At 39.3% G+C, this 26,911-nt stretch carries 19 protein-coding genes and 1 pseudogene; 3 read left to right on the plus strand and 17 right to left on the minus strand.

Annotated elements, in window-relative coordinates; all coding sequences use genetic code 11:
- Nucleotides 1-15: 15 nt before the first annotated feature.
- Entirely contained in the window at nt 16-2,142 is a 2,127-nt protein-coding gene (locus H7992_RS16310) for an ATP-dependent Clp protease ATP-binding subunit (protein WP_187045288.1), read from the minus strand.
- 308 nt (nt 2,143-2,450) lie between these two features.
- Between H7992_RS16310 and H7992_RS16315 the strand changes: the two genes are divergently transcribed.
- Nucleotides 2,451-2,747: a DUF3219 family protein gene (locus tag H7992_RS16315; protein WP_187045289.1), complete on the plus strand. Its 297-nt coding sequence runs from the start codon at nt 2,451-2,453 to the stop codon at nt 2,745-2,747.
- Nucleotides 2,748-2,975: 228 nt separating this feature from the next.
- Here the strand turns inward: H7992_RS16315 and H7992_RS16320 are convergent, their stop codons facing one another.
- The 10 genes from H7992_RS16320 to H7992_RS16365 form a co-directional block, all read right to left on the minus strand.
- Nucleotides 2,976-4,154, minus strand: a complete 1,179-nt coding sequence (locus tag H7992_RS16320; protein ID WP_187045290.1) for a MalY/PatB family protein — start codon at nt 4,152-4,154, stop codon at nt 2,976-2,978.
- Nucleotides 4,155-4,676: 522 nt separating this feature from the next.
- Complete coding sequence (locus H7992_RS16325) at nt 4,677-5,321, minus strand: TVP38/TMEM64 family protein (protein WP_187045291.1); 645 nt, start codon at nt 5,319-5,321, stop codon at nt 4,677-4,679.
- A 363-nt stretch (nt 5,322-5,684) separates the two neighbouring features.
- Nucleotides 5,685-6,062 carry a PH domain-containing protein gene (locus H7992_RS16330; RefSeq protein ID WP_187045292.1) on the minus strand — a complete coding sequence of 126 codons (378 nt, stop codon included), beginning with the start codon at nt 6,060-6,062 and terminating at the stop codon, nt 5,685-5,687.
- A 494-nt stretch (nt 6,063-6,556) separates the two neighbouring features.
- Entirely contained in the window at nt 6,557-7,999 is a 1,443-nt protein-coding gene (locus H7992_RS16335; protein ID WP_187045293.1) for an S-layer homology domain-containing protein, read from the minus strand.
- 458 nt (nt 8,000-8,457) lie between these two features.
- Nucleotides 8,458-9,822 carry an S-layer homology domain-containing protein gene (locus H7992_RS16340; protein ID WP_187045294.1) on the minus strand — a complete coding sequence of 455 codons (1,365 nt, stop codon included), beginning with the start codon at nt 9,820-9,822 and terminating at the stop codon, nt 8,458-8,460.
- Nucleotides 9,823-10,016: 194 nt separating this feature from the next.
- Nucleotides 10,017-11,495, minus strand: coding sequence for an S-layer homology domain-containing protein (locus tag H7992_RS16345; protein ID WP_187045295.1), 1,479 nt, complete (start codon nt 11,493-11,495; stop codon nt 10,017-10,019).
- Between the two features lie 203 nt (nt 11,496-11,698).
- Nucleotides 11,699-12,772: a S26 family signal peptidase gene (locus tag H7992_RS16350; protein WP_187045296.1), complete on the minus strand. Its 1,074-nt coding sequence runs from the start codon at nt 12,770-12,772 to the stop codon at nt 11,699-11,701.
- Nucleotides 12,769-13,272, minus strand: coding sequence for a sigma-70 family RNA polymerase sigma factor (locus H7992_RS16355; RefSeq protein ID WP_067210890.1), 504 nt, complete (start codon nt 13,270-13,272; stop codon nt 12,769-12,771). The genes H7992_RS16350 and H7992_RS16355 overlap by 4 nt, the downstream gene beginning before the upstream one ends.
- 20 nt (nt 13,273-13,292) lie before the next feature.
- A complete protein-coding gene (locus H7992_RS16360; RefSeq protein WP_187045297.1) occupies nt 13,293-14,564 on the minus strand; it encodes a polysaccharide deacetylase family protein in 1,272 nt (423 codons plus the stop codon).
- Between the two features lie 332 nt (nt 14,565-14,896).
- Nucleotides 14,897-15,607: a LysM peptidoglycan-binding and 3D domain-containing protein gene (locus H7992_RS16365; RefSeq protein ID WP_187045298.1), complete on the minus strand. Its 711-nt coding sequence runs from the start codon at nt 15,605-15,607 to the stop codon at nt 14,897-14,899.
- 593 nt (nt 15,608-16,200) lie between these two features.
- On the opposite strand from H7992_RS16365, the gene H7992_RS16370 reads away from it, so the two are divergent.
- Nucleotides 16,201-17,403 (plus strand): AI-2E family transporter, encoded by a 1,203-nt coding sequence (locus H7992_RS16370; protein WP_187045299.1) that lies wholly within the window; start codon nt 16,201-16,203, stop codon nt 17,401-17,403.
- A gap of 420 nt (nt 17,404-17,823) precedes the next feature.
- Here the strand turns inward: H7992_RS16370 and H7992_RS16375 are convergent, their stop codons facing one another.
- From H7992_RS16375 to H7992_RS16395, 5 genes are all read right to left on the minus strand, one after another.
- Nucleotides 17,824-18,150: an MmyB family transcriptional regulator gene (locus tag H7992_RS16375; RefSeq protein WP_187045300.1), complete on the minus strand. Its 327-nt coding sequence runs from the start codon at nt 18,148-18,150 to the stop codon at nt 17,824-17,826.
- A gap of 85 nt (nt 18,151-18,235) precedes the next feature.
- Complete coding sequence (locus H7992_RS16380) at nt 18,236-18,436, minus strand: cold-shock protein (RefSeq protein ID WP_025783429.1); 201 nt, start codon at nt 18,434-18,436, stop codon at nt 18,236-18,238.
- Between the two features lie 248 nt (nt 18,437-18,684).
- A complete protein-coding gene (locus H7992_RS16385; protein WP_187045301.1) occupies nt 18,685-19,923 on the minus strand; it encodes an NADH:flavin oxidoreductase/NADH oxidase family protein in 1,239 nt (412 codons plus the stop codon).
- Between the two features lie 183 nt (nt 19,924-20,106).
- Nucleotides 20,107-23,139 carry an efflux RND transporter permease subunit gene (locus H7992_RS16390; RefSeq protein WP_187045302.1) on the minus strand — a complete coding sequence of 1,011 codons (3,033 nt, stop codon included), beginning with the start codon at nt 23,137-23,139 and terminating at the stop codon, nt 20,107-20,109.
- Nucleotides 23,140-23,540: 401 nt separating this feature from the next.
- Nucleotides 23,541-24,389, minus strand: coding sequence for a pyridoxamine kinase (locus H7992_RS16395; protein ID WP_067214003.1), 849 nt, complete (start codon nt 24,387-24,389; stop codon nt 23,541-23,543).
- Nucleotides 24,390-24,592: 203 nt separating this feature from the next.
- On the opposite strand from H7992_RS16395, the gene H7992_RS16400 reads away from it, so the two are divergent.
- Nucleotides 24,593-25,141, plus strand: a complete 549-nt coding sequence (locus H7992_RS16400; protein WP_067210922.1) for an ECF transporter S component — start codon at nt 24,593-24,595, stop codon at nt 25,139-25,141.
- Nucleotides 25,142-25,244: 103 nt separating this feature from the next.
- Here the strand turns inward: H7992_RS16400 and H7992_RS16405 are convergent.
- Nucleotides 25,245-26,632: pseudogene (locus H7992_RS16405) on the minus strand (DHA2 family efflux MFS transporter permease subunit).
- Between the last annotated feature and the right edge of the window lie 279 nt (nt 26,633-26,911).

Genomic DNA, 26,911 nt, shown 5'->3' on the forward strand with positions numbered 1-26,911 from the left:
ATGTCAGGAATGAAGTTACACTTTGTTGACGACAATTTCTTCCTCCACGAGATCTACACGGACTTTTTCAACATGATCTTCTAAAATAAGATCTGTTAATGGATCTTCGATTTTATCTTGAATGACTCTGCGAAGTGGTCGGGCTCCGAATCGTTTATCATAGCCTAATTTGACCAATGCTTGTTTTGCTTCTTGGGAAATCGTGATGGCAATATTATTCTCTTCGATTGTTACTTGTAAATCAACAAGGATTAAGTCCACGATTTCCAGTAGATGTTCCTCTGTTAATTCGTTAAATGAAACAATTGCATCGAAACGATTGAGAAATTCAGGTTTGAAATAATCGCCCAGCATTTCGAGTTTTGTAACGGACTCATGTACTGTTTGATTGAAACCGACACTCACTTTTTTGTCACCTGTTCCAGCATTACTTGTCATAACAATGACCGTATCTTTGAAACTGACTGTCCGACCATGTGAATCTGTTAAGCGGCCATCCTCCATAATCTGAAGGAACATATTTTGAACGTCTGGATGCGCTTTTTCAATTTCGTCAAGGAGTAAAATTGAATACGGATTCCGGCGTACTTGTTCTGTTAATTGACCAGCTTCTTCATGCCCTATATAACCTGGAGGGGAGCCAATAATTTTAGACACAGCATGTTTCTCCATATATTCACTCATGTCGAGGCGTATTAACGTGTCACGTGAACCAAATAATTCTTCTGCCAGGACTTTTGTGATTTCTGTTTTACCAACACCCGTTGGGCCAACAAATAAGAAAGAGCCAATGGGACGATTTTTGGCTTTAAGTCCCGCACGGCTACGACGAATTGCTTTTGCGACTTTATCGACCGCCTCTTCTTGACCGATGACTTTTTTGCTGAGATTTTCCTGAAGACCTTTCATTTTCACTTGTTCTGCTGCTTGTAGTTTTGTCACAGGAATTCCTGTTTTCTCTTCGACAATTAACTCAATATCTGCAACAGAAACTTCTATTTTTTCCGCTTCCCCACTCTGTTTCGCTTCTTCCAATTGTTTACGTAATTGAATTTCCTCAAAACGTAAATTTGCCGCTTTTTCATAGTCTTCCACTTCTGCTGCTTGTTCTTTTTCTTGAATGATTTCGCCGAGACGCATACCAATTGAATCTAAATCTGAATTAGTGGTGACATGTGTAAGGTTTAAACGTGACCCGACTTCATCCATCAAGTCAATCGCTTTGTCCGGTAAAAAACGATCTTGAATATAGCGTTGTGATAAGGTAACAAAAGCTTGCACCGCTTCATCTGTATAGCGTACTTCATGGAAATTTTCGTAACGTCCTTTTAACCCGTTTAAGATTTTAATCGTATCTTCTGCAGATGGTTCCTTGACGATAATCGGTTGGAACCGACGTTCAAGTGCAGCATCTTTTTCGATTTGACGATATTCTTTCAATGTCGTTGCCCCAATGAGTTGCAAGCCCCCCCGTGCTAAGGCTGGCTTCAAAATATTGCCGGCATCCATTTGCGATCCTTCTGTTGAACCTGCACCAACGAGCAAGTGAATTTCATCAATGAATAAAATTACATCTGTTCGGGCTTGAAGTTCTTCAATTAGTTGTTTCATCCGCTCTTCAAACTGACCACGAATGCCCGTATTGGTAACAAGTGAAGCAACGTCTAATAAGTACACTTCTTTATTCAGTAGTTTCATCGGTACATCGCCTTCGAGGATTTTTACTGCGAGCCCCTCGGCGATTGCTGTTTTACCAACTCCAGGCTCACCTATTAGCACTGGGTTGTTTTTATTTCTTCTATTTAGCGTTTCGATGACACGTCTCACTTCTTGATCACGTCCGATGACCGGGTCAATCAGTCCTTTTCTTGCTTCGTCTGATATATTTTTACCAAGTTGGTCTAACAAACCGTTGCCGTGACCTTCTTCTGTTTGCTTTGTTTGAGTTTTTGCCTGTTGGCCACCGTTTGCTTTGAAAAAGTGATTCGCATTGTCACTAAATGACGGCATCTTGCCTGCCTGTAATTGACCTTGGATTTCTTGAAAGCACGTAAGACACATATTGATGTGCATACCTTGCTGATTCACTTGAAATCTTAAACTCATCGTCGCTTCGTTTTTACCACAATGTTGACACTGCATATTCGTTTCCTCCCTTTATCTTCATTTATCTATCCCGCTTGGCTTTGACTATATTTGATCTATGAATTTATTGTACACTGACCTTTTTTGACTTTCAAGAAACTTGCTTGATTGTCTTTGATTTCCCCAATGAATCCTCATGCCCAAACAGAGTTTCAACATTTGGGATTAGTATCGTATGAAGCTGGGCAACCGCAACAAGTCTAAATTGTGTATACCGAAAGTATGCGTGCTTACAAAACAATAATGTCTAGTGTATCATTGACATTTCAAGTCAATACCTAGAATTTGAAATAGGAGTGATCCTCTTGACCAGTACAATTATTTTAAATGACAAAGTAATTCATTTATGTAGTTATGAAGACGAAAAAGTAAATGGATTATATAAAGTTTCAGTTGAATTTAACGTAACAAGTGATGATTACCATGACATTACAACTTTACTTTACAATGGAACTTTTGACGTGAATATTCCTGAGCAAGACTTACTTTTTAGAGGAACGATTCATAATTATTCTACTTCCATTACAAATTTGTACGTAAAAGATCAAATCGGAAAGTTTAAATTGACTTTGTTAGAAGTGAGTCATAAAGAAGAGGAGTAGAATGGAGTTTAACGAGATTAAGCATATTTGTTCAGTTCCCGTTCTCTTTAAATAAAAATCGGTACCTATGCAACAAATAACAACGAACAATTCATACAATTACATAAGAATTTAAATGACACTAGATATTGAAAAAAATACCTAGCCCATGCCTAATAATCATGTAATTATAGTGGATTATCAGAATTGTTCCATGCATAGGTACCTGATATTTATTTTAGTCAGGATTTATAACAGCAATTGAATGATCGCTTCTTTCATTTGTTGAGCTGCTTTCTCTACTGTTGAGCGAGAGCAAGCAAGGTTCATACGGACAAATCCTTCGCCTCCAGGGCCAAAGACATACCCTTGATTTAAAGCGACTTTTGCTTTAGAGAGGAACAATTTTTCCAACTCTTCGGGCGTGAGTCCCAATTCCCGACAATCAATCCAAGCCAGATAAGTCGCTTCTAGTGGTAATACTTTTAATACGGGTAAATTGGATTTGAAATACTTCGTAATGAAGTGCAAATTTCCTTCAACATAGTCAAGAACTTCCTCCAGCCATTGTCCACCGTGATTATACGCGGCCTCTGTGGCAAGTGCACCAAATGAGTTCGACATAGTAACAGCGTATTTATCGCCTTCCATTACAAACTTCTCTCGTAGCGCTTTATTGGAAATTATGATATTCGATGTTTGTAAACCAGCAAGATTGAATGTTTTACTTGGTGCCGTACAAATGATGCTATTGTCAGCAAACTGTTCTGAAATAGCCGAAAATGGAATGTGTTTTCCAGGTTTGAATACAAGATCTTGATGAATTTCATCGGATACAACAAGGACTCCACGTTCCAGACAGATGTCACCGAGCCGTTTAAGTTCTGATTCCGTCCAAACACGGCCACCAGGATTTTGTGGATTACAAAGGAGAATCATTTTAACCGAAGAATCTATTTTTGAAATCAGATCTTCAAAGTCCATCTCAAATCTACCTTCATTGAACAGAAGTGGATTATATACGACCTGCCGATCATGATTTTGAATCGCTTTCATGAATGGATAATATACGGGCGGTTGAACAATGATTTTGTCACCTGGCTCACTAAAAGCTTGGACAATTAAATTTAAAGCGGTAACGACCCCTGGACTATGACAAATCCACTCTTTTTCTATTACCCAATTATGGTGGTCTTTCATCCAATCGATTATAGCTTCATAGTAGCTTGGCTTCCTCGTCGTATATCCAAAAATACCGTGTTCTGCTTGGGACTGGATTGCTTTGACTACTTCATCTGGAACTTTAAAATCCATATCCGCAACCCAAAGCGGAAGCAACTCTTTTTCACCGAACAATTCCTCTGTTGCATCCCATTTCACAGATGCAGTGTTCGAACGCTCAACTACTTTGTCAAAGTCGTATTTCATAAAAACCGCCCCTTCTTCTACTCATTTGAATTCAAATGCCCTAGTAAGTCTGACATTTTCTCTACTTAAAATTGGATTTCACTTCAAAGCTGTCTATTATGCAGCTCAGTACTAGCAGCTAGTCCTAGGACAAAAGTTGAACTTGAACCCGAAGCTGTCTATCCAAACCATATTTCGGATTGTTCCCTACAATGGTAACATAAGCGCAACTGTTAACATCGCACGAAACGCTTCCGAATCACTAAATTCGCCAATTCCTTTATCCACTATTCTCCTTGTTGGAGTAACGCGCCCGTTTGCTTAATAGCGATGCTTCATCTCTGATTGGTAGTTTTATACAAAATTGATGATAATTTGTTGTCAATCAACGAAACAAACTGATTAACTAGTTACATGATCTAATCGTTAAATAACAAGATTAAAAAAATCAGACAACATATCACTGTCTGATTTCTCGCTACTGACTTAACATTTTAAATTTGAACTATGAATCCCTATTTTATGGTTTAATTAAATTGTTTTTTAGTTCTTTTTTCGCAAAGTAACTTTTTTAAAATAGTAATATACAATGAATCCTGAAAGAATAATGATTCCAGTCACATATTCATTGAAACCTTGTGAAAGCAATCCTGCCTGAATAAGAGTATAAACAAAGAATATAGTAATATTTCCTAATGCTGTTGCGATAATAAAATATGGAAGTTGAATGGTACTAACACCTGAAACACCGTTAATGATACTTGTAGGAGCAAAAGGAAATATTCTTGCCCCAAATACATACCATAGTCCACTCTGTTCTACTTTACTAATATTGGACAAATTAACTTTTTTCAGTACAAAATCTTGAAGGACATATCGAATACTTAGAAATACAATTATCGCACAGAGAATGCTCGTTAATATGCTCCACACGATACCTAATTGAAAACCAAAAAGAGTATTATTTATCAAAATGACAAGGAAAAGTGGTATTACAGGAAATGTATTATGAACCAACATAATCATGAAGGTAATGAACAAAGTGAAAGCTTTATTATCTCCTAATATAGAAGTGATAGACTCTATATTTCCGGAGATAATACTGCGAAATAAATCGGTATTTAAATTAACGAAGAACAAGATCATAATTACGAGAAAAATAATTGTCGCTTTTTTCCCCCTGTTCAATAAGCTCACCCTTCCTCGAAAACAATGCTTTAATTTTATATTCATCCTAGTGTTGATCTACCGTCTGGAATAGAAGTCCAATATTAAAGGCAACCGTTGATTACGGCCACTTGTGACATCTTATTTACCAGTCCACTCCAAGGGATTTACCACGCCACGCCAAATGTATTTGCCAGTTGTGTAATGCAATGTAGAAGTACAGACCTTTGCAACAAATTTGTACAGTTATATGTTGACATTAAGAATCCACTCAACAATGCTCGGCGCTTTGGGATGCCTCCCGCAATAAGCCAGACAGATGGTAGTTAAGGAATGATACTAAACGCTTAATTGTATACATTGGATAGGTCCACATTATCAAGTTCATTTCAAAACATATTCTGCTAGCACGCTTTGTACTTTATAAACATTCAAGGATTTATTGAATTTCTTTTGAATTGGTACAGAACTCCCCGATAGCCAGATATTCAGTTCAGCCTCCAGATCAAACGTTCCTGCAGTTTCTATCGAGAAATGTACAATACTTTTGTACGGAATGGAATGATACTCAACTTTCTTTCCTGTGACGCCCTGTTTATCTACAAGAATTAGACGTTTATCCGTAAATATCAACAGATCTCTAATCAGTTTATATGCATGCTCTACCTTTTCAGTAAGTGCTAGTAAATCCTTCATTTCCTTCTCTACTTTGCTCACTTCAATTTCAGATACATTCCCCATTATGCCGTCAAAAATACTCATTATTATTCCTCCAATTCATAGTGTTTTCTAAGCCTCTATTAAAAGGTACCCAGTACTAATACATTATATAATTGCCTCGGGACCAGATTCGTTAAATTATTGAACCATTCTCCCACATTATAATACTCATCTGAATCAATTCATCCCGGTCAATCATTCGGACATCATTTCATTTCGCTAACATCAAAGACTGTTTCGTATATATTCTGTTAGCAACCACCCATGCAGCTCTAGCATTATACATCTTAATCGCTGGAATCACTTCCTGAATCAACTTTAACACCAACTGGCTTTAAAGAGGTAGCTCCGTGTCAGACACAATGACGAACACTTCACATTTTCAAGTAATTATGCACAAAGTAAAGAAAAACTCCATGGATGTTGATTTATTTTGCATTATTTAGAAATACTTGTATTTTTTTACTTATTAGGTACCTAAAATCTAAAACCCCTTAACCAATTTACATAGGCTAAGGGGTTTCAGTGGTTCAATATTAGTAATCTTCATTTTGTTTGGAAGCATTTACATTTATAATAGACCCCAGTTTGCGGACTTGTATGTCAAATCGATCAACAGCGGCTTTGCTGTTAGGGAAAACGATTTGCAGTTTGCCTTCCGATACACCGGTGATGTGGAATCTGTTGGAGTTTTTATCCCTCGAAATGATGGCAATCTTTTCGCCACCTTTTGGCATAACATATTCCCCAAATTGATCGGCCGTACCACCAAGATCGATTGTGAAAGTTGGTTTTTCTTCAAGCTTATGGACAGATAAATAAAAGGATGGCTTATAGACGGATGCAGCAACCGCATGGCGAGCTTTCTTTCCACTAGCGTATTGGACTGTCGCGATATATTCTCCCGGATCATCTATTGAAAAACACTCGGGAGCGGCGTGGAGAGGATGGTAATCACAAGATTTTAACTTAACTTCCTGTTGGATTATTTCACCTTCCATCGTGGCAAGTGAAATATTTTTCACCTGTTCTCCCGATGAGCTTAAGAGAACTTCAGTCGTAAGGATGTCTTCTGACTCTTCCAATGTAATTTTTAATTGTTCGTCTTCTTTCGTCACATGTACATAATACTTCCTATAGTCGTCATGCGAATCCACACCTGTTATAGGATCCCTTGTACTTCCCGTCATAGAAAGCGTGGTAGTACCTTCACGCATAGGAACAAGTTGAATTTCTTCCCAGTTGAACTTATCACTTGCAACCGTATGAATGATGTTGTCTTGGTCATGGTAGCTCGAGTATGAATAGATGGAATTCCAGCCATAGTCAGCTGCTTTAAGCGTAACGATTGACGCTTTCACTTTCTCCGCTTTTGTAATGAGTACTGCAGCCTGTGCTCTTGAAATCGGTGCATTGGGGCTGAATGTTGTTGGAGTGGTCCCTGATGTAATCCCCATTTTGTACAGAATGTTAATAGTCGTTTGGTGACTGGCCAAACGTTGGGTATCCGTGAATGGATTTTCACTACTACTGTAGTAATAGGGAGGAAAACCAAAAGCTTTTACAAGAATGGAAGCCATTTGCGCCCGAGTAATCGAATCATTCGGTCCGAATCGTCCATCCCCGTAGCCATTAATAACGTCTGCATTGGCAAGTGCTGCAATTGCACCATAACTCCACTGAGACGACGCCACATCCTTGAATTTAGGGTCTTTGACATTCTTCGTATCATACTTCAACAGCTTCGCGATAATGGCAGCTGCCTGTCCGCGTGTGATGGATGCGGCAGGCTTGAATGTACCATCCTCGTACCCACTTATGATGTTTCGATTTGCAAGTTCATAAACCGCACTCGCATAATGTTTGGTAGTCGGCACATCCGAAAAATCGCTTGAAATTTCCGCACTAGCCTGCGAGACTAACAAACTGCCTGCAATTGCAAGTGCCACCACAGTCAACTTTACCTTTTGGATGAACATTTTATCAACTCCTCTGGAATTTATTAATATAGTAAAAGAGGTACCCATGTCAGACAGAAAGACAAACAATTCACATTCCCATGTAATTTTACAAAGAATCGAGAATAACCGAATAGGTATTGATTTACTTTGTATTATTATAGAATTGAGTTGTCTTTACTGAATAGCTCTGCGCACGGGTACCTAAAATTGAGTGAATGGAAAACCAGATTTGTGTCTTTATATAGTAAGCGGTTGGTTGACGGCTTCTTTTTCTGGACAAATAACACCTGGTTTTCCGAATATTAAAGAGGTACCTGTGTCAGACAAAAAGACGAGTAATTTACACATGCAAGTAATTATGCAAAAATTAAAGAAAAATCGCATATGTGTTGATTTACTTTGCATTATTATAGAATTGTATTCTATTCCCTAAATAGTTTCGCGCACAGTTATCTAAAAATAGGGAAGTCTTTTTATCATTTCTTCAACGAATGTTTCTTCCCTTTCGTGTCTGTCACAATCAACTGCGTATCCGTCACTTCCATCCGTTTCCCAAGGATATTCGACAACTTGATTGTTTTTTTATCCAGTAAACTGTACTTGAAGACGCCTTTTTTATTGAAATAATACATCGTGGAGTGGTCATGCAGCACGGAGAGGAAATCGTCGCCCGCTTCCCGATACAGGTTTGGTTGGTTGTTTGACTCCTCGTAATAGTCATACGTCACGCGCGCATCAAAAGTAAATTCCTTCCTCTTATCGCTGCTGCCATCCATCGCTGTGGAATAAAGCGATAACGTAGTGTCCACAAAATCATCCGGACCAATGTAGGGTAGACCCCTACCTGTGTAGAAAATCCGATCATTCCAAACAAACACATTGCTCATCAGGCTCGGCTCTTTCATTTTCACCAAATCTTGTCCATCCGTCTTCATCTTCATCACAGCGTAAGCAAATGGCACTTCATCCGCTTCGGAAAATCCGCCGCTCCAGTAAGGGATATACAGCTCATCGTTATAAAGGACGAGCCGGGTATTATCATGCATGAAAATAACCGAGCCGAAATCCCATTGGCTCTTCGGTATATCCTCTCTTTTCAAAATCACTTCGCGTTTACCGGTTTCCTTATTTTCTTTGATAATAGAATAATTGTACTTTTGGTCCCGCTCAGTGAAATAGGTAAAGCTACCCTGTTCAACGGTTTTACCTTTTGTACTGACATAAGAATGGTAGTTGCTTAGTTTCATCTTATCATCCATGGCACGGACTAAAAATGCCGAAAACTGTGCACGCGTGACAGAGTCTGATGGCATATATTTGCCATTCGATCCGCCCGCGACGCGCTGTTTTGCGATTCCATTGATGTCCTGATAGGCCCAGTGTGACGGTGTGACGTCAATAAATGTTGCTTGCTTGTCGAGCGGCATGTCGAACGCGCGACGCAGGATCGCGGCCATTTGCGCGCGAGATGTTTTTTCACCAGGACGCATGTAGCCATTGTCGCCGCGGAGAATTCCTTTTTCATTCACCGTCGCCAGGATCTGATAATACGGTGATTTTTTGGATACGTCTTTGAATGCGACGGAGGTATTTTCCGTCAGTGGCATTTTTAATGCCTTGATGAGCATCGATGCGGCTTGCGACCGGGTGATTGGCTCATTCGGCTTGAATGTGCCATCCGGATAGCCGCCGATAATATTTCGGTCAGATAAATACATGATTTCATTTTTCGCCCAATGCTTACCCACGTCGGAAAACTGAATGGCAGCCTGTGCTTGGAATGGGGTCGCAGCGAAAATGAGCAGTAGAGCCGTCAATACGGCAGTCAGTTTACTTTTCAAAATGATAGAACCTCCTATTTTTTAACAAGGTGCCTGCGGAAAGAAATGATTCATTCCACAGGCACCTTAAATCCATACTGTTGGGTGGTTGGAAAACCACTATGGTATCTCCATATAAAAAGCGGTACCAGTGTCTAATACAGTTCGAAATTGTGATGGATGCTGGTACCCTAAATTCATTTATACTCCTTCCATCAGTGGTCCACGTAGACATCCTTGTACATACCAATATTCATAATAGGGCCTAATTGCTCTACATACACATTGATGCCTAGGAAATAATTGTCGGTATTGTCCGGGAACTTAATGGAGAATGAACCTGCTTTCTTGGCATCAGCGCGGAACAAGTTACTTTCTGGATCTCTTGTGACCACGGCAATCTGCTCGGCATCTTTTGGTAGTACATGCCTTCCTATCTTCCCATCTGCTCCCAAATTCAATGTCGTGGACGTCTTTTCCTCTAATATCCGCATGCTGAAATAAAAACTCGGAGCGGAACTTTCCACCACCATGCCATACCGTACTTCTTCTCCATCAGCAAAACGGACAGTGGCGATATACCGACCCGGTTTATCGATTCCGATACGGATATTATTATACTTGCCATCCTGATTGACCTCTTCAGCATCGTAGCAATCAGAGGGACTGTTCGAGAGACATTTGCTGAACTTCACGTTGTCAGACAGCTTCTTTCCATCCATCGTGGAGAGCGAAACGTTCTGGACTTGTTCTTTAACACTGATTATAGCTGGTGTAGTTAGAAAATCTTCGGTCTCTTCCAATGTCAACTTCAGCTCGCCATCGACTTCTTTGATATGCACATAATACTTTTGGTAGTATTTCTTATCCGGATTTCCCGAATACACTAAAGCGACACTAAATGTACCCGTCCCTTCTTGTAGCGGGACTAAGTGGATCTTATCCGCCGTACGGCTATTGGGTTTATCGCTTCCTACCACTGCATGGAACAAACCGGTGTCCTTATGATTGGAATCGAACATTTTAAACTGTTCCCACTTGTAGTCGCTTGCCCGCACCGTAACAATCGGCGCCTTCGCTTCCTCCGTCGCCTTCAGCATTTTAGCTGCTTGTCCTCTTGTAATGGACTCATTCGGGCTGAACCTGTCAGCAGATTTTCCTGTAGTAATGCCAAGTCTGTAGATGGTCAAAATATTCGGATCATGACCTGTCCCACGTTTCACATCTTCGAATGGACTTTTATACGACGTGAAGTCATAACGCGGCAAATCGAACGCTTTAACGAGAATCGAAGCCATCTGTCCACGTGTAATTGGATCGTTCGGACCATAACGTCCATCCCCATAGCCGCTGATGATGCTTTTTTCCGCCATAGCTGCAATGGCTTTGTAGTAGCCGTTCGCTTTCGGGACGTCTTTAAACCCTGGATCTTTCACTTTAGAGGTGTCCAACTTGATCATCTTCGCGATGATTGCGGCCGCCTGTCCTCTCGTGATAGAGTTTCCGGGTTTGAATGTGCCGTCCGGATAGCCTCCGATAATATTACGTTCCGCCAAATTATAGACTGCTTCTGCAAAATGTTTTGATGATGGTACGTCTGAAAATCGCTCTGTGCTTGCTGCAAACGTGCCGGATAAAGGCAAACCGCAAGCGAGCAATAGTGCGCCGAGTACCATAATAAGTTTCTTCCTCACTCGCATTCTTCCTTTCTATTCTAGTAGTAGTTTTTGATATAGAAGAAACTATTCGCTATTACCAATGTTTTTCAAACTAGCTGATGGAAAACCAGGTTGGTGTCTCTATATAGTGAGCGGTTGGTTGACGGCTACTTCTTCTGGACAGCTGCCAACCTGGTTTTCCGAAAAAATTACGGCGGGGTTCCCACACCCCTCCTTTGCTATTCTGCTATCACCCAACGATCTGAGCCTGCATCCTGCTTCATTGTAAACACCCGCTCCGCTACCCCTTCTCGCTCATATTGGTAGTGGATTTCAAGCTCATTCTCAGAAACAGGAGCCGTTTTCCGATAAGATGCCTCTAAAAAAAGTTCACCTAACCGGCTAATTTGTGTAAACGCAGGCGTTTCCGGCAAATTGCCGAAGCCCAACAGTTCGTCATACAAATACAAATCAAAATATTGCTCCGGTGTATATTCACCAGTAAGCTGTCCGGATAAATAATCCATATACATCGAATGGGTACGCTCTTCCGTTGCTATGCCTACAACTTCTCCATAAATTTTATGCACTGGGGTAATCGCTGCCCCCTGCACCGTTTTACTTGCTGGAAAATGGTTCACTAATAAATATTCGCGCGCATTCAACAGCTGGTCGTAACCTCCTACAATCGCGATTCCCTGTTTTTCATAACGATCCCTAATTTCAGATGGCAACGGTTTGCCGTTTATCTTCAACTGGCCGTTTTTCAGCACGACACGATCTCCCGGGACCGCAATCACCTCGTAGTAGGCATCCATATATGTCGGTAAATGGCTAGTCGTATTTGTCATCGTGCGTACAATGTCGCCCGCCTCATAGACAACCTCATCGAATAAATTCGCTTTGCGCTCAATGACCGTATGGAAAGCATCCGAACTCCCTCTTAATGAAAATTTTTCTTTATCCACATAATATAGACCGTCGACTTGATCAAAATTCGGAAGTGACGCAAATTCCTCATAATCAACTGCTGACAGTTGATTCTTCTTCTGCAGTGCCGAGATTTGCGCCAAATCATCCAGTGGATCATATGGGACGCCTGGCCCTTTATTTGAAGAAAGAAAATTCAGAGGGTCGATTGTGAGTATAAAAAACAGTGCAACTACAGGTATCGCCGCAGAGACAAATAGCACTTGCCAAGAAAACTTTTTAACCGGTGGCCGTACACGTTCATGTACACGCTGCTTTATCCGCCTTTCCTGCTTCGATGTATCGCCCATCATTTGATCGAGCTTACTTTTGAAATCACTCAATTGCTCTCTACCTCCCCGTCCTCTTCCTCAAAAAATTCCTTTAGCTGCTGCTTTGCCCTTCGCAGCCGAGTTTTTACGGTATTTTCATTCAGCTGCAGATAGTTTGCTATTTCCGCTATAGATTGCTCGTCATAATAAAATAATATTAAAGGCTCGCGGTATTTTAACGGAAGCTGGAAAAGATTTTTTTCAAGTGTGGCTAGCCGCTCCTGCTCCAACACTACTTCTTCTGCGCCTTTTGTCGAAACAAAGATTGTATCGAACAGTACATCTTTTTTATGCTTCCACGAGCGCAAATAATCTTTTGCTCGATTGGCTGTCATTTTCGTTAAATAGGTCTTCAAGGATGCCTCATTGCGAAACTGGTCACTCTTTTGAAAATACGTAATAAATACTTCTTGTACAACATCCTCGGCAGTCGACCAATTCTTCACATATAAATAAGCGATACGCACTAAATAACGCGAATGCTCATCGATTATTTGATCAATAGTACTCATTTACAAACCCTCGCCCTCTTCTACGGCCACGTCATGTCCCCCTCCACATACGCAACAAATTGCTCAAACGACTTTTTTTCTGTTATTCCATATCGGCATACTTCATAATTTGAAGTCTTCCTATTTGCATACCCTTCGGTCGTCGTAAAGCCAATCAGCACCCCTGCTTCTTTAGCCGCCGCGATGAAATCTTCATTATAATGCCCATACGGATAGGCTAATGAAAACGCTGCCGGCACTTGCTCAATATTTTGCTGTAAATCCAAAAGAATCTCTTCTTTTGAACGATCTAACGCAATACCTTCACCTGAAACCTTATTAAGTGAATGCAATTCATATGTATGTGCTTCGAACTGGAAAACATCCGCCAGCTCTTCTAAATCTGCAGCAGTAAAAAACTGCAGCGGACCTTCCGCATCAAACAGCTGCGCTCCCTGCGCCCGATCCGTACGTGAGGAAATAATGTGCTGAAGCGCACGAAACCCGTATTGCTTTAAAACGGGATATGCATACTCCTTCGTTGATAATAACCCGTCGTCGAATGTAATGAGCACTGCTTTGCTCGGTACAACAAGGCGCCCTTCCAAATAATCATACAGCTGATGTGCCGTCAGCGTCTCGAAATGATGATCCGCCAAGTACCCCATCTGCTGCTCAAATACTTCCAAGGAAATCGTACTATCCATCGTTCTCATCGACTCGCGAGGCAAAACCTGATGGTACACAAGTACCGGTAGACCCGTATCCATTGCAACGGACTGCTTAGAAATATATCCCGGTCGCTCTCCTATTATAAGGATATACCAATCCTCTTCCTCACGTATAATCGGATAGCGAAATCCTTCTTCCAACTCCAGTATAACGCTGCTCTGCAAATCAGCATCCTCGTAAACTGCCGTTTTTTGCAGCGTCTGAACCGCAGCCAACCGCTCCGTATGTACAACTGTCGAAAGCCTCTTTTTTTCAACCGTCGCCTGCCCCTTACGGACAAAGGCTGTCATATTTCCCAATCGAAGCTCATAATATGCCTCATCCTCACCTGTGATAGCAACGGGCTGATCCGCCTCCAACTCGCCAATCTGCGTCAAGGCCGCCCCTTTCATGTAAATCGGCTGACGTTCCTGCACTGTCAACACCCGTTCAAATACCCGCTTCGTGACAAACCGCTCCGCTTCCTTACCCTGCGCAAACACTCTTCCTTGCGATTCAACCAAAATCCATATCGCACCAATACTCATTATAAATACAATAAAGCAAACAACAAACGACAATTTACTGGAAATCTTCCTCATTCCTTTACCTCCACTGTCTATTAAGCAACGTACAGACGTAGGTTTTCAGAAAAAGTTTCAAAAGTTTTTAAAAAGTTTTTTAGGGATGGGAGAATCTATGCTGAAGCCGGCGACTGCACGCAAAGATGAGGATACTTCATAGGTTAATCCCTCATTTGAATTAGCTTTTGTATTTCTTGATAAATAAGTCCGTTTGTCATTTGTTTAGCCCATCGCCCGCAGGTATTTGAAGATACGCAAAAAACTCAGCCCTTTTTACGTACAAGGCTGAGTTGCATTCTTTTCTTTACAATTTCAGTAAAACTTCTAACTACCAGTAATCGGTAATAGTATCAATCTAGAACTTTAATCGTAACCGTTTTACGTCCCCAATTTAGTGCGTCTTGCTCATTTTCCATAAAGACATCAATTCTTTTCCCCTTAATAGAACTTCCAGTATCTCCCGCAATGGCTTCTCCGTATCCTTCAACCCACACGCGTGTTCCTAGCGGGATTATTGTAGGGTCAACCGCAATGACCTTTTTGTCAGGATTTGAACGCAAGTCAATACCCGATGCCGTTACACCCGAGCATCCTTCACAATAAGCGGTATACGCTGTTGCTGAAACTGTCATTTCATTAGTTGCTGAAGCAACAGCTTTCTTTATAACATTGTTAGTAGATGATTGTGCTGAAGCTGTTTTTGACCCTTCTACTACTAATTTTTCTCCTGGGCGGATGATATCACTTGAAATACCATTCTTATTCTTTAATTCATCCACTGAGAGGTTGTTATTTTTCGCGATTTCGAAAAGAGTATCACCCTTCACAACTACGTGTACTTCCATCTTATCTTCCACTTTTAGTTTTTGCGACGGATAGATACGAGTAGAATTTAATCCGTTCAAAGTTTGTAATTCTTCTACGCTTACATTAGCCTCTTGTGAAATAGACCATAATGTCTCTCCCGATTCTACCGTATGGACGCTAGATGCAGATGCTTGACCCGCCGCCCCTACTGATAATGTTGCTAGTGCTGCTAGTGCAATGATGTGTTTTTTCATGTGATGAATTTCCTCCCTTTCACTAACCTGCATTAGCATAACACCCGAAGATATCATAGCCGTTACAGAATTGTGTGCAGGAGATATCAATCGCGTGACACTATTCACCTCATTGATTTATTTGTAATATAAAGAGCGGGAGTGACTGGGTTTTAGTACGAAATTGAATGCAATCTATTAATGTATAAATATTACAAATAAGTGGGAATTATAATAGAAAGGGATTCTGTCTTCGAAAAAATCATTTGAACAAACTGATTTAGATGACACAGATATTGCAGTAACCTGATTTAAAGAGTGTTTAGTGATTGTTACCTATATAACAATCACTAAACACTTTTAAGCTTCACACTAAAAGTAAAGACAAACCGTATAGGTGTTGATTTACTTTATATTATTATAAAATTGTATTTTTTTACTGAATAGGCACCAAAAACTAAGTCGTACGACCAAGTAAATTTGCTAAGTCATCCGTGTTCAGTTCAATAAGGCGCAGGCTAAGAAAATTGCAAAAGTATTGTATTTCCAACGTAGTGAGTGACTGTCATGGTACAATGCGGTAAACAGTCATTGTGTAGTAGGAGGCATAGAACATGGAGCAAGAAAAAGACAAAGTTAGTGTTAAAAGTGCAGCTACTTGGTTTTGGAAATGGTTTTTAAATAATAAAGTTGTAACAATTTTATTGGTCTCATTATTGGTTTTGCTAAATCTCCTTGTATTTTCTAAAATCACGTATTTATTTAATCCAATCAAAGGATTTTTCAGTGTGATTGGTTTACCCATTTTAATGGCGGGTATTTTATTTTATTTGGTAAATCCTTTGATTGATTGGATGGAAAAAAAGAAAATCCCACGTATTGCTGGAATCGCGATTGTCTTTATGATTATTATTGGCTTGGTTGTGTGGGGGATTATCATACTAATTCCAATCATACGTGAGCAGACAATGAGTCTAATTGAAAACTGGCCAAATTATTGGGACAAGGTCATTGCTCAATTCGATAATTTATTGAGAAGTAATATATTTTCCCAATTACAGGTTCAATTGACCGATGTAAATCAAAGTATTATAAAATCTATTTCTGAGCAGGCAAACAGCGTCGTGAATTCAACCTTTTCCGGAATTGGTAGTGTGCTAGGAACAATGACTAATATTGTAATCGCACTTATTACAATGCCCATTATTTTGTTCTTTCTATTAAAAGATGGTCGAAATTTACCTTACTATACAATGAAACTCATTCCGACTAGGATGCGATTAAGTACATATAACTTATTAAAAGAAATCAATACGCAAATTAGTCAATATATCCGCGGCCAGTTATTGGTAGCTTTTTTTGTTGCATTAATGTTCTGGATTGGGTTTGCAATTATCGGTCTTGAATATGCAGTGTTACTAGCGATATTAGCTGGGGTATTAAATTTAGTGCCCTATTTAGGTTCTTTTCTGGCAATTATTCCAATCTTAATCATCGCATTAGTATCTTCACCCGGGATGCTTGTTAAAGTAATAATTGTTTTTGCCATTGAACAAACTCTTGAAGGACGGCTAATACAACCATTAATTTTAGGCAGTAATTTGAAAATACATCCAGTAACCATTATTGTAGTCTTGCTGACGGCTGGGAAATTATTTGGTATTCCTGGAGTGATTCTTGGTATTCCAGCGTATGCCGTAATGAAAGTGATTTTTGAGCATCTATTTATACGGTATCAGACATATTCTGGTTTATATGAGCAGGACTATAATCCCGCCCCAAAACCAAGCACACCTATTGGGAAAAGAAAAAAATGAGTGTCAGTGCAGGATGCTATACAGATCATCTATTATTTATTCATGCGACAAAATCATTTCTATTAACGAATAAAAGAGGTGCCTGTGTCAGACACAAAGAATAAAATTTACACATTCAAGTAATTATACAAAAAAGAACAGACATCCACAGATGTCTGTTCTTTTTTTAAAATATACTACTGAAATGCATTTTCGAAATTCATATTATGAATACGAGCAAACACACAGAACTGTTCGATCTTGTATTTTGAAGAAGTTTTCTAAACCTTCCCTATCCATACGAAAATCTGATTTTAGCCTTACGAAACAGCCTATTGAATGCAACATTTTTTCAAGTAAAATCATCGTGCATTGCATGTTCAAAGGAGATAGTTTGTTTCTAAGAAAGAACAGGAACATATTAGGTTAAATTATAAAAGGTTATGAAAGAGGAATATACATACACCAATTCAAATCTTCATCTTCGTCTACTCGTAAGGAAGAGTGAATTCGGTATTGTTTGATTTGGCCTTGATCATCTCCTATAGAAATAAAACTAACCTTCTTTTGCTCGATATGATGTTTTTCCCATAGGGATTTGAAGACCTGACTCTGTTCTTTTAGCTTTGCCAGAAGATCATTCAAAATCTCATCCTCTGGAAAACGATCATAAATACTTCTCCAGACAGCAACCGAATAGGCTGAAAATTCCTCTAAGTTTTGTATGCGATCTCGAAAATTCTTTTCTAAAAACAATAGTTGAATCAAATGCCGCTCATCATAGCAGGGTACCAAAAATTAATTTAAGCAAATAAAAAAAGACCCTACTTGTAGGGTCTTTTTCTAGCTATTATTAAGCTTTTTGAACGTTTGTAGCTTGTAGGCCACGTTGTCCTTGTTCAATTTCAAACGTTACACTTTGACCTTCGTCTAAAGATTTGAAACCTTCACTTTGGATTGCTGAGAAATGTACGAATACGTCCTCTCCTGCTTCACGCTCGATGAATCCAAAACCTTTTTCTGCATTAAACCACTTAACTGTACCTTGTTCCATAATTGTTGCCTCCTAGTGCGGATATCCACACAATGTGTTACTACCCTTGCTCAAATACTTAGACGAAAAACAAAATCTTTTCTCAATCTGAAAACGAACAAAAATAACTCTTTCTTAGAATAACAGATATATGTTAAAACAGCAAATGGTCCTGCTCTAAAAAGGGGTATCAGATACAAAGACGAACTACTTACACTTTTGAATAATTATACAAAAAAATAAAGAACTACACACCATAACGGTATCGTCTATGCTCTTCTTCTAAAGAAGACACTACGACCATTCCCTAGAAGATTTTGTATTAAAGATATCCAGACATTATGGTCGGGGTTTGGAGATTTAGATTTCCCCATTCTTGCTAACTGCTGTTCATACCAACCAATTTCTAACAAGGAAGCACTCTTGTCTATTCGTTTAATCCCCGTTCGGATTGGTTTTGCATGAACGGTTTCATAACTGCCATTAAAGATTCTATTTGCCAAGTCCGGCACTAAGGCAAAAGGTCTTGCAATTCCAACCATATCAATTTCTCCGTTCGCAATAGCTTCTTCCATGCCTTTTTGAGTACGAAAGCCGCCTGTGACTACTATTGGAGTAGTGATTAATGCCTGAGCCTTTTTTGCATAGTCTATAAAATACGCTTCTCTTTTTTTTGTAGTTTCTTTTACATCTACACCCATCATTATCGGATTCTCGTAATTCCCCCCAGAAATTTCAATGAGATCAATCCCTAATTCGGACATTTTCTGAAGAACTTCCATGGACTCGTCTTCAGTGAATCCACCCTTTTGAAAATCAGCTGAGTTAAGTTTAATACCGATTGGAAATGATCTCCCGACTTGTTTCCGGATTTCTTTATACGATTCTTCCAAAAACCTCATTCGATTTGCTAATGTTCCTCCCCATTCATCTGTTCGCTGATTGTGGTAAGGGGATAAAAACTGGTTGAAAAGGTATCCGTGTGCTGCATGGATTTGAACACCTGTAAAGCCTGCTTTTTTCGCAATTCTTGCCGCTTCTCCAAATCGGTTAATCAAGTCTTCAATTTCAGACACCTGAAGAGCACGTGGTTGGTTAAAGAATCGTTTTAAACCTCCTGTAAGAGGAACTGCACTTGGTGCTACAGGTTCTTTTGAAATCATTTTGGGTGATTGCTTCCCTGGATGATTAAGCTGCATCCAAAGGTGAGTCCCATTTTCAGTTCCCGCTTTCGCCCACTTCATTAACATCTTTAAATCACGTTCATCTTCCAAAGCAACGTTATTCGGCTCTCCTAAAGCATTTCGATCTATCATAACGTTACCTGTCATGACAATACCCGCACCCCCCTCAGCCCAGGTTTTATATAAAGTAACCAATGATTCACTTGGATTTTGATAAACCGTTCCCAACGCTTCACTCATGGCAGATTTAAAAATTCTATTCTTAATGATTGTTCCATTTGGAAGTGGTAGAGAAATACCCAAAACGGACTTTGATTGATTCATTTTTAGCATGTCTCCTTACTATTTCAGATATGTAGAAAACCCAAAGGTATTGATTTATTTTGTATTATCCAATTGTATTGTATACGCTGAATAGTGTCACGCAGGTGCCTAAAATTAAATAAGAAGCAAGAACGAACAATAATAACCAGACCAATAGCATTTAAGCTAAGGTCTGGTTTTTTATTATATGGAAATATCTTGTTCAGCAGCCTGACTAATTCGCTGTTTCTTAGACTTTCTAAAATAAAGCAATTCATATATACAAGGGATAACAATCAGAGTTAGCAGGGTCGCCATGGCTAACCCACCGATAACAACAATCGCGAGACTTTGTGATACTAAACTTCCCGTTTCTGCTTGTTTCACTAAAAGTGGAAGCATCGCACAGATAGTTGCAATCGCGGTCATGAAAATCGGTCTCATCCTTGTTGCGGTTGCTTCAACAAGCGCATCACGAATAATCATTTTTTGTTCATTTTGTTTTACTCGGTCTAAAAGTACAATCGCATTTGTTACGACGATACCAATTAGCATTAATGCTCCTAGAAGTGCCGTGATATCAACTGGTATTCCACTGATAAGAATTCCTAAAATGGCTCCTATTGCAGCTAGTGGTAGAGAGCAAAGAATAGCGATTGGCGCTTTGATTGACTTAAATGTGATAACCATTATTAAAAATACAATCCCGATGGAAACAAGCATAATGAGAAATAAATCTGTAAAATCATCTGCTTGTTGGCTACTTGATCCTCCAACTAGAACATCGACATTCTCCGGAAGATCTATGCCTTTTTTGTCATTGTTATCGCCGGAAATTTCTAGATTTACTGCCTTCGAAATTTCCGATAGCTTGGCTGGATCAACTGAAGCTGTTACTCGGAGGTAGGCATCCCCATCTTTATGGAACTGGTTAGTTGAACGCTCTTCACTTTGTAACTTAGCAATGGATGATACAGGGACAAGACCCGTATCAGTCATGACTGGTATATTTTCTATGTCTTCAGGTGTTTTTGTATCTAGGAGAGGTTCTAGAAATACAGTTTTTTGTTTATCATCTAAACTAATCGTTCCAATTGGTGTCTTATTTAACATCACTCCTAACTGTTGTGCAATTTGTTCGGTGTTTCCTTTTGTTGGGTCTACAACGAGGGAGTATACTGTTTTCTTTTCATCTTGATTGGTCGTAACTTCCTCTACGCCTTCAAGGATCTGTACTTTTTCTTTTATAGTAGTTGCCACATCTTCTAAATCTGCTAAATTATCACCTACTACATCAATGATAATATTCGTACTTGCTCCTCCCATCATAAAGGAAGAGGTAGTTACTTCTAAGAGGGCATCAGGATATTGATCTTTTTTCTTTTCCATTTCTTTTACGATGTGTTCTGTATCATTTTTATCTTCTAATAAAATACTGAAGGTTGCTTCAGTCTGTGATCCAACCCAGCCATATTGTGCCGCTTCAGCTGGAGAACCTACCTGTGAAAACACATGTTTTACTTCATCCATTTTTTGAATAGATGACTCCAGTTCCATTGTTTTTTCCTTTACTTTTTCAATTGGTGTATCATTCGGGTAACTTAGCGTGGTCAAGACATAGTCTGCAGAGGAGCTATCAACTGCACCTTTTGGGATAACAAAGTAAGTAGCGATGGATCCGATGAAAAGGAAGATGGAAATCGAGAAGACAATCCATTTATGGTTTAAGGACCATGTAACAACTTTCGGGAAACGAACGGCCGGCTTATGTTCAGGCAACTTTGTATTCTTCAATAATCCTGCACTCATTAACGGAACAACCGTTAATGCGACGAGCAGAGATGCGAGCAAAGAATAGGTAACCGTTAAAGCGAATGGTAAAAGGAATTCTTGAAGGCCCCCATTTAATAAGCTCATCGGTAAGAAAACGGCTACTGTTGTTAATGTAGAAGCAGTAATAGCGACTCCTACTTGTTTCGTTGCATCAATAATCATTTGGACGGAGAATTTCTCTGTTTGCATTTTGCGAAAAATATTTTCGATGACGACAATACTGTCGTCAACTAGACGCCCAACTGCAACAGCGACACCGCCAAGTGTTAAAATATTCAATGTCACCCCAGACCATGACAGTAGAAATAGTGTGAAGCAAAGGGATAAAGGAATCGATACAATGGTAATAAAGGTAGAACGGATATTTCGTAGGAAGAGCATAATGACAATCGCTGCAAATAGTGCGCCAAGGAGTACTTCTTTTATCATCGTGTGAACAGAATTTTCTACCAAATCAGCAGAGGATATATAAATAACAGATTCTTGCTGATTATACTTTTCATTGATTTCCTTTGTTACTTTTTCAATTTCTTTGCTAATAGTCACTGCATTGGATTGACTATCCTTTGTGATGCTAATATCTAAGCTATCCTTACCGTTGAAACGGCTAATGAAATTCGCATCTTTTGTTTCTTCAACCGTTGCAATATCCGCAAGCGTTAAATCAGGTGTAATCGTTAAACCTTTCAATTTTTCGATGCTTGTTAAATCACCTATTACTTTAATATTACTTGTTTTTCCATCGATCATCTTTTCACCGACAGCTACAGCAGTATTTTGACCTTGAAGAATCCCCATAACCGCTTGAAGAGAAATCTGATTTTCAGCTAATTTTCCATCATCAATCTTGACTGAAATGATGGAATCTGTAATCCCATAGACATCTACTTTGGAAACCCCTTTAATTTCTTGATAGAGAGATGGAAGTTTTTCACGTGCAAAATCCAGATTTTCGGTAGTCAAACCTTCATTAAAGCTGACGGCAATGTTAGCAATTGGAATCATAGAAGTATTTAGCTGTGAGATTGTCGGCTTGGAGAGATAGAGAGGCAAAGCTACATTACTTAACGCTTCTTGTACGTCCTGTTTGGCTTGTTTCATATCAGTTCCTGCCTCGAAGAACAGATCCACTTTTGAAAATCCATCTCCAGTTGTAGAGTAGACTGAGGTTTTACCATTTAATCCTGTAATTGCTCTTTCAATCGGGATGGTTACTTCGGATTCCATTGTTTTGGAGTCAGTTCCCTGACCCATGGAAATAATAGTGACTTGCGGATTATCGGCAGATGGTAAAAACTCCATAGGTAGTCTAAAATAACTGACGACGCCTATCACTATTATTAAAATGGTTAATGCAGCTACAGCGGCCCTGTTACCAAAAGCCCATTTGGTAAATATCGACATAGAAAGTCTCCTCCTAAAAACTAAAGTAATTCAAAAAATCAGACTTGAAAGTATATGCTCCCTTCCATCGTTTTAGTTGCATCTCTATTGTATAAAATAGGAATATATTCCACATTGAACCTTAGTATTATCCTTTTCTAAGACCTAAGGCGTAGCGATAATGGGTAGCAGGTTCTCGTTGAATTTCGAATAGTTTCAGAACCGGATACTTTAAATTAATGATGTGTGGAATAAAGCTTTTTATTACGCAAAAAGCAGTATACCTCCCTATTCCAAAGGAAGTATACTGCTCTTGTACGTATTGTTAAACCATATTGTAGGTCATGATAGATGACAGTCACACTTTCAATTTAGAAACGACTCCGAACATCGGCCGGAATTCCCAGGTAACTGTCAATCACCTAAAGCAACATTCGCAAAAATTGTTCGAAATTCACGCCTGCCTCGTTCGGAACTTGCTCTTTTGACGTAGCTTCAATCGCAGCGGCTAAAAATGCCTCCGCAAGCTTCATGGACTCCACTATGTCCTGTCCACGCATCATTCCACCCATTATGACCGATGCAAACAAATCACCAGTTCCCGAATAACTCTCACCATTATAGTCACGGATACTATAAAATGAGCGATTTGCATCGATATACATATTGCCTACATAGCGTTTGTTCGCATCTGCTGGCGGCGGATTCAAACCAGTAATTATGACGTTCGCCCCTGTTTCATGCTGTAGCTGATGGCCCGCCTCCTCTAGCACCTGAATATAATCTGACTCATTTTGATAGTTCTGTAGCTTCTCATACGACAACCCTGTAAGCAAGCAACACTCTGTAATATTTGGCGTAATAATGTCAGCGGACTTCACTAAATCCTTCATACGATCAAGTAACTCGCCTGTAAACATTTTATATACCTCGCCCGTATCGCCCATTACCGGATCGACAAGCAGCTTCGTTTCACTCGAATGAAACACGTGTAAAAACTGAAATATGTTATCAATTTGCTCTTTTCCTGTCACAAAGCCTGTATGTATGCCATCAAAGGTTGCACCAAGCTTTCTCCATTCCTCCACAAAATAGTCCATTTTTGACGTTAAATCCTCACAATAAAAGCTTGGATACCCAGTCTGCGCCGTTAAAATCGCAGTTGGCAATGGAACTGCCTGTACACCCATCACTGATAGCACAGGAATTGCAGCCGTTAACGAGCACTTCCCAAAAGATGACATATCCTGAATTACAGCAACTTTTTTAATCACATTCGCCACCTAACTAATCCTACTTGTACTCTCTTCATCGTATCATAATAATGCAGAGGCGAAAATGCACCAAAAACTATTAATTTACCGACAAAACAATCTGACCCTTTACACTTCAATGAAATTGACACTTTAACAATAGTCAGCTCTTTGCTAAAGTTAAAGCAACCAAAATATTCATTAAAGTGAGGAAGATGCAGATGCAAAATATACAAAAACAAGCCTATATAAAACCACGAACGAAAACATTTGATTTAGTCATTACCGCAATTTTAGCAGCACTTATTTTCACCGCAACATTGATTAATATTAAGTTACCATTCGGGCAAGGTGGACTGATTCACTTAGGGACATCTATGCTTTTCATGGCAGCGATTTTATTCGGTCCTAAAAAAGGGGCACTTGCTGGAGCAATCGGAATGGGCTTATTCGATATCTTAGGTGGCTGGGCAATTTGGGCACCAACGACAATTATCTCCCGCGCATTACAAGGCTTAATTGTCGGGAAAATCGCTTGGTCTAATGGCCATAGAGGCGACAATATGGGGTTAAACATTTTGGGAGCAGTTGTTTCAATGCCCGTGATGATTGCAGTGTACTATATCGGGCAAGCGATTATGTTCAAAAGCTGGATTGCTCCTATGGCATCAATTCCTGGAGACATCATCCAAAACGTTGTAGGTTTACTTATCGCGATTCCAGTATGTATCGCACTGAAAAAAACACCGTACTTCAAAAAGAAATTTTAAAACGTACAACAGAAGCACGCCATCTCGCTGTTTTGCTGACAGCATAGATGGCGTGCTTCTATTTTTCTAAAATACAATTCAAAACAGGTACCTAAAATTCACTTTAACTTGTCTTTTTCGGCGTGAACCATGTGATAATGAACACTATTATAGAGATAACAAACATATAGAAGTACGTGTTACTCGCCGCACTACTATAACCTGTCGTAGATTCTAAAGAAACATTCAATAATTGAATAGAATAAATCGTCATGATAACTGCTGTACCAATTGCTCCAGCTAGTTGGCGAATTGTGTTATTAATCGCCGATCCATGAGAGGCTAATTCTCTTGGTAATGCATTTAAAGCAGCTGTGTTTAACGGCATCGTAATAAACGCCAAACCAATACGTAATAAAATTGTACGAACTAAAATATATGCTGTTGTTGTTTCTGGTGATAAATCAATAACTGCATACATCGATATCGCAATTAAACCCGTTCCTAAAATGAATAAAGGTTTTGCCCCATATTTATCGAATAGCTTACCTGCTACTGGGGAATGCGTTGCATTGATAATAGCTCCCGGAAATAATAACAATCCTGCTTCAAGTGCTGTAAACCCTCGTCCATCCTGCAAATAAATCGGCAGTAATATTAAATCGGCATACATTAAAATTGTAATCGCAATATTAACTACTGTCGTCATAGTAAATATTTTGAATTTGAAGACATTTAAATTCAATAAAGGTTCAGGAGCCTTTATTTGTCGATGACAGAACCATATCGTTACAAGCAAACCTCCGACAATTGATGTAAGAACGATTAAATCATCCCACCCTCGGCTGCCTGCACTGCTAAAGCCAAAAAGAACGAATCCAACGCCAACAGTTGAGTAAATCACACTGACTATGTCGAGCTTTTCTTTTGACGACGTTTCAGCAACATTAACTAAATACTTACTTGCTATAATAATAATCAATGTTACGAAAGGAATCATGATGATAAATAACCATCGCCAAGATAAATACTCTAAAATAAATCCTGCTAATGTTGGTGCAATTGCTGGCGCAAAAATAATGGCGAAGCCAACATTCCCCATAATTGTGCCACGTTTTTCCGGAGGGTATAAATATACAATGACAGTCATCATTAATGGAATGATAATACCAGCACCCACAGCTTGAACCATTCTACCTGTTAATAGTACACCAAAATTATTCGCACATGCTGCGACAATAGAGCCGATTAGTAAAATAACAATGAGCTGATAAATAACTGACATGTTGAAAAACGTTTCATTAAGTAAGCTGTAATGGGTACTAACACACCGTTTACAAGCATAAAGCCTGTGGCTAACCATTGAATCGTTGCAGCATTCACATCAAAAACAACCATTAAATCACTAAATGCAACGTTTAACAATGTTTGATTTAATGTAGAAAAAAAGGTTCCTGATATCATGATGATAAGTAGCAATTTTTTAGTACTACTCGATATTTCATTTTGCATATAAAATCCCTCCCCATATAGTACCTGTTATCGACGAATTGTCTAAAAAACAGCATAGCAGAAGAAGAAAAAAACCCATATACAATCAGGTCATTTCTGTCGATTAGCAGAAAATTAAATATAAAAAGGCTATGTTAAAGGGAAAGGTTGATTAATCTTAAAACGGAATGAAGAACACACTTCACATAATTAAAAAATGTTTAACCTCAATTGGATATTTATGTTAAAATAAATCTAAAGATTGTGAATAAAAGTATTGCCACTAACGGAGCGGTTTAG

The sequence above is a fragment of the Sporosarcina sp. resist genome (assembly GCF_014302295.1).
GTDB classification, from domain to species: Bacteria; Bacillota; Bacilli; order Bacillales_A; family Planococcaceae; genus Sporosarcina; species Sporosarcina psychrophila.

What these genes read in the sequence shown, in the direction of transcription:
- H7992_RS16385 (WP_187045301.1), bottom strand. Translation starts at nt 19,923, where the DNA reads ATGAATCAATCAAAGTCCGTTTTGGGTATTTCTCTACCACTTCCAAAT.
- H7992_RS16380 (WP_025783429.1), bottom strand. Translation starts at nt 18,436, where the DNA reads ATGGAACAAGGTACAGTTAAGTGGTTTAATGCAGAAAAAGGTTTTGGA.
- H7992_RS16370 (WP_187045299.1), top strand. Translation starts at nt 16,201, where the DNA reads ATGGAGCAAGAAAAAGACAAAGTTAGTGTTAAAAGTGCAGCTACTTGG.
- H7992_RS16310 (WP_187045288.1), bottom strand. Translation starts at nt 2,142, where the DNA reads ATGCAGTGTCAACATTGTGGTAAAAACGAAGCGACGATGAGTTTAAGA.
- H7992_RS16360 (WP_187045297.1), bottom strand. Translation starts at nt 14,564, where the DNA reads ATGAGGAAGATTTCCAGTAAATTGTCGTTTGTTGTTTGCTTTATTGTA.
- H7992_RS16365 (WP_187045298.1), bottom strand. Translation starts at nt 15,607, where the DNA reads ATGAAAAAACACATCATTGCACTAGCAGCACTAGCAACATTATCAGTA.
- H7992_RS16355 (WP_067210890.1), bottom strand. Translation starts at nt 13,272, where the DNA reads ATGAGTACTATTGATCAAATAATCGATGAGCATTCGCGTTATTTAGTG.
- H7992_RS16335 (WP_187045293.1), bottom strand. Translation starts at nt 7,999, where the DNA reads ATGTTCATCCAAAAGGTAAAGTTGACTGTGGTGGCACTTGCAATTGCA.
- H7992_RS16330 (WP_187045292.1), bottom strand. Translation starts at nt 6,062, where the DNA reads ATGAGTATTTTTGACGGCATAATGGGGAATGTATCTGAAATTGAAGTG.
- H7992_RS16320 (WP_187045290.1), bottom strand. Translation starts at nt 4,154, where the DNA reads ATGAAATACGACTTTGACAAAGTAGTTGAGCGTTCGAACACTGCATCT.
- H7992_RS16400 (WP_067210922.1), top strand. Translation starts at nt 24,593, where the DNA reads ATGCAAAATATACAAAAACAAGCCTATATAAAACCACGAACGAAAACA.
- H7992_RS16390 (WP_187045302.1), bottom strand. Translation starts at nt 23,139, where the DNA reads ATGTCGATATTTACCAAATGGGCTTTTGGTAACAGGGCCGCTGTAGCT.